This window comes from Methanomicrobia archaeon (assembly GCA_011049045.1).
In the GTDB taxonomy this organism is placed as follows: domain Archaea; phylum Halobacteriota; class Syntropharchaeia; order Alkanophagales; family Methanospirareceae; genus JACGMN01.
Genome location: DSCO01000057.1, coordinates 78,236 through 85,671, shown reverse-complemented (window position 1 = coordinate 85,671; position 7,436 = coordinate 78,236). Strand labels below are relative to the sequence as shown.

Below are 7,436 nucleotides of genomic sequence, written 5' to 3'. Positions count from 1 at the left end.
TTTCTCTTTCGGTAGTCCGGACAATCCGGATTCAAACATATCTGGTCTTTTGAATTTGCTCCTGCCATGGAGTAAATTATTAGATCAGGCGTATATAAAAGTCACGGTTTGCAGGACATCACGGAATAATATCATCAACTGCCGTTACGGCATATACGTCCCGCAACTGCGCTATATAGGCGCTGAGATGTACGACAATGCTAACTGCTCCTGGGACGGCTTTATGGTGAATGAGAATAACATTAGCAGCAACGATCGGGGTATGTATTTTAATAACTTCAATTACTGGGGATATATGATGTATGATAATGCCAATGCTACCTGTGGCGATGTGCTCGTTAATGATAACAATATCAGTTCGGGCGATCGCGGTATCTACCACGGTGGGCTGGAAAACCATGGCCGTGATATGTCTGACAATTCATCGTTCGTCAGAGGTAACATCGGGTTCTGCCGTAACCAGATAGAATCAGGCTCTTACGGCCTGTATTTGGATGACTTTGATGAATGGGGATACCGCATGTCTGGGAATGCCAGTGCAATTACGGGCACTGTGCTCGTTAACGATAACAATATCAGTTCAGGCAACAATTATGGCATCCACAACGGTGGGCTGACAAACCATGGCAGTGACATGTCTGACAATTCATCGTTCGTCAGGGGTAACATCGAGTTCTGCCGTAACCAGATAGAATCAGGCTCTGTAGGCATGTATTTGGATGACTTTAATCGATGGGGCTATGAGATGTATGGAACTACCACGGCAATCATGGGCACTGTCCTCATCAACGAGAACAACATCAGATCCTCCGGCGACGGGATGCGTTTCATCTGGGTCCTATACCAGGCGGGCTACGATATGTCCGGCAACGCGAATGCCACCTTCGGGGACTTCCAGATCAACGACAACACCATCACGGCAGGCGGAATCGGCTTTGATTTCTCCAGTCGATTCGCCCGCGAGCTGGCCTGTGAGATGGAAGATTCCGCCACGGTGCAGTTCGGCGAGATCGAGGTCAATAACAACACCATTAACGCCACCGGCGGCGGGATGTTCTTCAACTATGTCCTGTACAAGGTGGGCAGAATTATGAGAGGCGACTCGAATGCCACCCTCGGGCACTTCCAGATTAACGACAACAACATCACTGCAACAGGTGGAATCGGCATGAATTTCAGTGCTTTCGGCTACGAATTAGCCGTAGAAATGTACAATTCCTCCCAGGTGCAGTTCGGCGAGATCGAGGTCAATAACAACACCATCAATGCCACCACCGGCGACGGGATGTTCTTCAACGAGGTCCTGTATTATGTGGCCTACTATATGTACGGCAACTCGAATGCCACCTTCTCGCATTTCCAGATCAATGATAACGACATAGATGCAGGCGGACTCGGCATGAATTTCGGTTTCGGCGGCTTAGGCCGGTTCGCTTGGAGGGTGGCCTATAATATGCACAATTCTTCTCAGGTACAGTTCGGCGAGATCGGGGTCAATAACAACACTATCAACGCCACCGGCGGTGACGGAATGTTCTTCGACGAGGTCCTGAACTATGTGGGCAGAACTATGAGTGGCAACTCGACTGCCACCTTCGGGCACTTCCAGATCAACGACAACGACATTACGGCAAGCGGAATCGGCATGAATTTCAGCGATCGATTCGCCTATCAACTGGCCCGTTATATGGACGATTTCTCTCAGGTGCAGTTCGGCGATATCGAAGTCGATAACAACATCATCCACGCCACCGGCGGTGACGGGATATTCTTCCATAGAGTCCTGTACGATGTGGGCAGAACTATGAGTGGCAACTCGACTGCCACCTTTGGGCACTTCCAGATCAACAACAATGACATCACGGCAAGCGGAATCGGCATGAATTTCACCGAATATTTCGCTTACGTTCTGGCTGGTGACATGGACGATTCCGCCACGGTGCACTTCGGCGAGATCGAGGTCAATAATAACATCATCAACGCCACCGGCGACGGGATGTACTTCTCCAATGTCCTGTACGATGTGGGCGATCAGATGTACGGCAATTCGACTGCCATCTTCGGGCACTTCCAGATCAACGGCAACCTCATCATTGCGGGCGGAGATGGTATCTACCTGCAAAACATGTATGGAGGCAACGATTGTGACGCGCTGAATGACAATTCCTCGGTGGTTATTGGCGATGTTCAGGTGAACAACAATGGCATAACCTGTAACGGAAGTGGCATTTACGTTAACAATTCCGATTGGGACGCGGTGAGAGCGCCCCTCGAGGGCAACTCCTCACTTACGATGGGGAATATTACTTTTAATTGCAATATTATCACGAGCCGCGGCATCGGTTACGGCATCTATTTCTACCTTAACAATTTCTGGGTAACTCTAGCCGATGCTGCGACCTTCACGGTTGGCGCGTTACTGGTCGACGGAAATACGATTTCGAATGCCGAGTATGGTATCTATGTGAACGATACCGATAACTTCACGATCTCGTGCAACTATGTTCATGACAATGACCATGGGATACACTTGGACAATTCAAGCAACACTACGGTTATCTATAACCTGATCGTGAATAATACCGCTCTTTTAACCGGGGCGCACGTCGATGCTAATTCTTTCTACAACGAGCTCCACCTGAACTGCTTCTTCAACAACACCCCGCAAGCGATAGACATGGAAATAAATCAAACGAACAACTGGACCGGGAACTTCTGGGATGATTGGGACGGAACGACAGTACCGTACAACATACCAGGGGCTGCACAAAATTCAGATAGTAATCCACTGGCCGAGTGCCCGATCAAAGCCAATGTTACTGCTACTAAAGTTGCGGTGGATGTGAACGGGGCTCCATTATTGCCCGGAGAAGTTATTTGCTATACCGTATGGATCAACAGTACGGGCAATTGCAGCTCAGCGGATAATCCGGGGAACGAATTTGAGGATTCTATTCCGGATTACACAACTTATATCAATGGTTCAGCCAACGCAAGTTCTGGTACCATCGAGTACAACGACTCGACAAACATGATTATTTGGAACGGCGCTATTCCTGCGAATGGCTCTGTCGAACTTACCTTCTGTGTCACCGTTGCTACCAACGTGTCTCCAGGAACCAACATTTCGAACCAGGGAACGGTGAACTACGACAGTAATTGCGATAGAATCAACGATGCCCAGAAGCTTACTGATGATCCTGCTACAGTACCACCTGATGACCCCACCGAATTAATCGTGAGTGCCGCACCACAGCGGGCGCAAGTGCCCGTGATGACGCCCATTGGCCTCATTGCACTTGTTAGCTTGCTAGCGACCATAGCAGCTGTAACGATAACGGGAAGAAAGAGGCGCTAATCCTCTTTCCCCTTTTTATTTTATCTTTTTGGGGAATGCCGCCTCGAGAGAGTTCGTGGACGTCAAGGCAAATGGCAGGAAATAGCTGCCTTGCTCGGAGTTCTTAGACCGAGCGGCGAGCGGCACGGAAGGGGGTGGATACTACCGGCGATACCGCTGTACTATCAGAGCAAAGATAGAACTACCATATATGGTAAAATAGTGCTCCGGTCGGGATTTGAACCCGAGTCCTTGGCTCGAAAGGCCGAGATGATTGGCCGAGCTACACTACCGGAGCATGAAGATCGTCGTTCTCACCAACAGGCTAAAAAATCGCACTCCTGTTTCTCGTTGCTTTACTCTGCTTTACTGCGTTGAGCGTAGTTAGCACGTTGCGAATCGAAACGAATCGAATCGATGAACGCGAGAACCGAAAAGTAAGAAAAGAGAGAATGGGAGAAGGCCTCCCGTGGTCGACCGTTCGAGCAGCCTTATCTACCCGAACAGTGCCGAGAGCCCTTCCATTCCTGCCTCTTCTGCTTCTTCTTTCTCTTCCTCGGTCTCTTCTTCCGTCTTCTTCTCTTCCTTCGCTGCTGCCGGTGCCGCTGCTGCTGCCGGTGCCGGTGCCGCCGCCACCGCTACAGGTGCATACGCCGGCTGCGCTTGCGCCATCGCTTCCTCAATGTCCACACCGCTCAGTGCGGAAATCAACGCCTTCACTCTGCCCTGATCCGGTGTAAGCCCCGCGGCCGCCATGACCGCCGTCACGCCCTCCTCAGTGATCTCCTTGTCAGCATTGTGCAGGAGTAATGCAGCGTATATATATTCCATCCTTACGAGTACCTCCTTATCTCTCCTCTTTTACAAACTGCCTTTTTACTCTCTACCTTGAGCGGTATTACATATAAGGCTTTAAAAACACCTGCCGCTCACGAGCACGTACCGTGCCGGAGCTAAACGACGCGCGTGTGTGGTCATCCGCAGGGGCAAACGAACGCATGAAAACGCTCATTTCGGCACCGACCACCGCCACCGAATTGTTCGATCTACGTGAGTCCTTCCCGGTCGACTCGACCAGGTGAAACAAGAGAAGAAGAAGGATGAGGAAAGGGAAGGGAACGGAAGGGAACGGAAGGGAACGGAGCCGCTGGGATTTGAACCCAGGTCGCCGGGTCCGAAGCCCGACGGGATAGTCCGCTACCACACGGCCCCACACGACAGGTTATGTCAAGATGCTTTCCGAGCTCTGCCGTAAAGAACTAAGTCTTCCGTGTTAATAACGCTTTTCGCGCGCACCGAAGCAGGCCAGGAGCTCAAAGATCACACGTGCCGCGTGCAGGCTCGTGAGACCGTTCATACCGTCCAGGCGCGGGTTCAGCTCCACCACGTCACTGGCCACGATGTCTCTGCATGCCGAAATCACGTGCAGTAAAGCGAGCAATTCCGCAAGCCCCAGACCGTCCGGCTCGGGATGCTCCACGGCGGGCGCAATGCCCGGATCGAGCACGTCAATATCGATCGATAGGTATGTCTTCCCCGCTTCCGCTTCTCCACCCAGCTCTTGCATGAGCGTGGGTAATCCGTTCTCCCTCACCGCCCGGGCATCGCAGACCGTTATGCGATCCTGCAACGTCCAGTACTCCTCTTCAGACGAGGATCTGACACCGATCTCGAGGACATGCTCGAACCCCACGAGCTCTGCGATGCGCCGCATCACGCTCGCGTTCGAGTACCGGTTACGCTTGTATGAATCTCTGAAATCCGCGTGCGCATCAATAACGATCACGTTATCCAGGTCACCGTGCTCGAAAAGATGTTTCACGAGCGGATAGGAGATGGAATGGTCCCCGCCCATGAAGATCATCTTCCGACTGGCCCGCTCAAACTCTGGCACACGATCGCTCCGGCCCTTTCGGTAGTGTTCGAGTGTTACGTCACCACGATCAAAATAGAGCAGATCAGAGAGCTCTAATTTACGATCCCACAGGAACGTTTCCAACCGCTGTGAGGCACTTCGGATCGCCGCGGGCCCAAACCGCGCGCCTTTGATGCCTGCATTGCCGTCAAAGGGCACACCCACCAGCTCATACCATGCCTTGTCACGGTCTGCTGCCGCGAGTGAGCCTGTGAACTTCATCTTACGCACCGTACCTCATTAATGAAGGGAGCGCGCAAAGAAAGAAAGCTTTGCGCTCGCAGCATGACCACCAGCAGCCTGTGTGCGAACGAACGGTCGCGCTGGTACCAGAATTCGGGAAACGGTTTTATACGGAGAGCGAATAATATGTGATTCATTCAGTCAGACCGGTAGAAAATGACGAACGAGATCGATTTCTCCGCATTCTCGCCCACCGACTATCGCTACGCGGTGGATGATCTGCGTGCGTATCTCTCCGACGAGGCGTACGTACGGTACAAAGCGAAGGTTGAGGTCGCACTCGCAGCCGTGTTCGCGAGCCGCGGCCTGTTGAAGCAGGAGCTAAGCGACGAGATCGCCGCTGCGGCCGCAGACCTGACGGCAGAAGAGGTCGATGCCGAGGAGCAGAAAACGAAACACGATATCCGCGCGCTCGTCAATGTGCTGCAGCGCAGAGTCAGCAAAGAAGCGAGACCGTTCGTACATCTCGGCGCCACCTCCTACGACGTTGTGGATACCGCCAACGCGCTCAGGTACAAAGATGCCGTGCTGAAGGTCATCATCCCGGATATGCTCGCCCTGGAGCGTACACTGATCGAGCTGGCATGGCACGAAAAGGACACGCTCCAGATCGGCAGAACGCACGGGCAGCACGCCGAGCCCATCACCTTCGGGTTCGCGCTCGCGCAGTACGTGAACCGCTGGGGCTGCCAGATCATCAGGGTACAGGAAGCCGCTGAGGAACTGGTCGGTAAGTTCTCCGGTGCGGTCGGCGCCTATAACGCGACCTCAGTACTCGTTGAGGATCCCGAAGCGTTCGAGACCGCAGTTCTTACCGAATTGGGTATGAAACCCGCGGCGATCTCCACACAGATCGTGCCGCCCGAGCCGATGGCCGAGTTCGTCCACACCATTATCAGCAGCTTCTCCGTACTCGCTAACTTCTGCGACGATATGCGGCACCTGCAGCGGAGCGAGATCAGCGAGGTCATGGAACGCGTCGCAGCCGAGCAGGTCGGCTCCTCCACCATGCCCCATAAACGCAACCCGATCGGCTTTGAGAACGTGAAGAGCCTCTGGAAAAAGTTCATGCCGCAAACCATAACCATGCACCTCGACCAGATCTCCGAGCATCAGCGCGACCTCACGAATTCCGCCTCACAACGCTACATCCAGGAGCTGCTCGTTGTATTCGATTACTGCGTACGGCGCCTCTCACAAATCGCGGAGCGGCTCGCGGTTGACCGTGAGATGATGCGTACGAATTTCCTGCGGGCACAGGACACGATTATTGCTGAGCCGCTGTATATCCTGCTTTCGTATTACGGGCATCCTGATGCGCACGAGTGCGTGCGGCGAATGACCTTCCGGGCGTATAACGAGCGGAAAACGCTCAAAGAGCTCGTTCACACCGATACGGAGATCCAACCCTATCTCACTAAGTTCACGGACGGCCAGCGTGATAAGGTCTTCAATCCCGAACAGTACACCGGCATAGCCGCAGAGAAGACGAAGAAGATCGCGCGATATTGGGAGGATGAATTATCGCGCAGGTATCCCAATACGTGGTTTCTTCTGATACTGAAAGAGTGATCTCAGTTCGGTCGGTTATACCAGCCACCGCGGTAAATAGAAGAGCGCGAACGCCAGAAGCATCACCACGATCGCCAGGATCACTGCTACCTTCACCGCACCTGCATCAGAGCCGAAGATGAGGGGGATCGGCCCGATCATGATCACGCCGCCACCGCGCACAGCCGGCTTCTCCTCGCCGACTTCTGCGCCGGTCTTCCACGACTGATAGACCGTGCTGAACATACCCGCGATGATTACCAGTATGCCGATCAGAACGATCAGGAACCCGAGCGTGATGAGTTTCATCGGTCTCTCTTGGTCTCTCCTTTCAGGACGTACTATCCTATCTATCCGTCCACAGTAGTTAAATCTTGGGCAATGCGGTGT

Annotated in this window: 5 protein-coding genes and 2 tRNA genes; 2 read left to right on the top strand and 5 right to left on the bottom strand. The window is 53.0% G+C overall.

Annotation, left to right across the window (positions count from 1 at the left end):
• The first annotated feature begins 187 nt into the window (after positions 1-187).
• On the top strand, positions 188-3,358 hold the full coding sequence (locus tag ENN68_07915; protein HDS45993.1) for a hypothetical protein: 3,171 nt from the start codon (positions 188-190) through the stop codon (positions 3,356-3,358).
• A 202-nt stretch (positions 3,359-3,560) separates the two neighbouring features.
• On the opposite strand, the gene ENN68_07910 is transcribed toward ENN68_07915, so the two are convergent.
• The 4 genes from ENN68_07910 to ENN68_07895 all read right to left on the bottom strand — a co-directional run bounded on the left by ENN68_07910 (position 3,561) and on the right by ENN68_07895 (position 5,474).
• Positions 3,561-3,635 (bottom strand) — tRNA-Glu (locus ENN68_07910).
• Between the two features lie 197 nt (positions 3,636-3,832).
• On the bottom strand, positions 3,833-4,168 hold the full coding sequence (locus ENN68_07905; GenBank protein ID HDS45992.1) for a 50S ribosomal protein P1: 336 nt from the start codon (positions 4,166-4,168) through the stop codon (positions 3,833-3,835).
• 308 nt (positions 4,169-4,476) lie between these two features.
• Positions 4,477-4,549: transfer RNA gene (locus tag ENN68_07900), tRNA-Arg, on the bottom strand.
• Between the two features lie 61 nt (positions 4,550-4,610).
• The gene (locus tag ENN68_07895) at positions 4,611-5,474 is read right to left on the bottom strand and encodes a hypothetical protein (GenBank protein HDS45991.1); all 864 of its coding nucleotides are present in this window, start codon (positions 5,472-5,474) and stop codon (positions 4,611-4,613) included.
• 177 nt (positions 5,475-5,651) lie between these two features.
• Between ENN68_07895 and ENN68_07890 the strand changes: the two genes are divergently transcribed.
• Positions 5,652-7,067: an adenylosuccinate lyase gene (locus tag ENN68_07890; GenBank protein ID HDS45990.1), complete on the top strand. Its 1,416-nt coding sequence runs from the start codon at positions 5,652-5,654 to the stop codon at positions 7,065-7,067.
• A 15-nt stretch (positions 7,068-7,082) separates the two neighbouring features.
• On the opposite strand, the gene ENN68_07885 is transcribed toward ENN68_07890, so the two are convergent.
• Positions 7,083-7,292, bottom strand: coding sequence for a DUF131 domain-containing protein (locus ENN68_07885; protein ID HDS45989.1), 210 nt, complete (start codon positions 7,290-7,292; stop codon positions 7,083-7,085).
• Between the last annotated feature and the right edge of the window lie 144 nt (positions 7,293-7,436).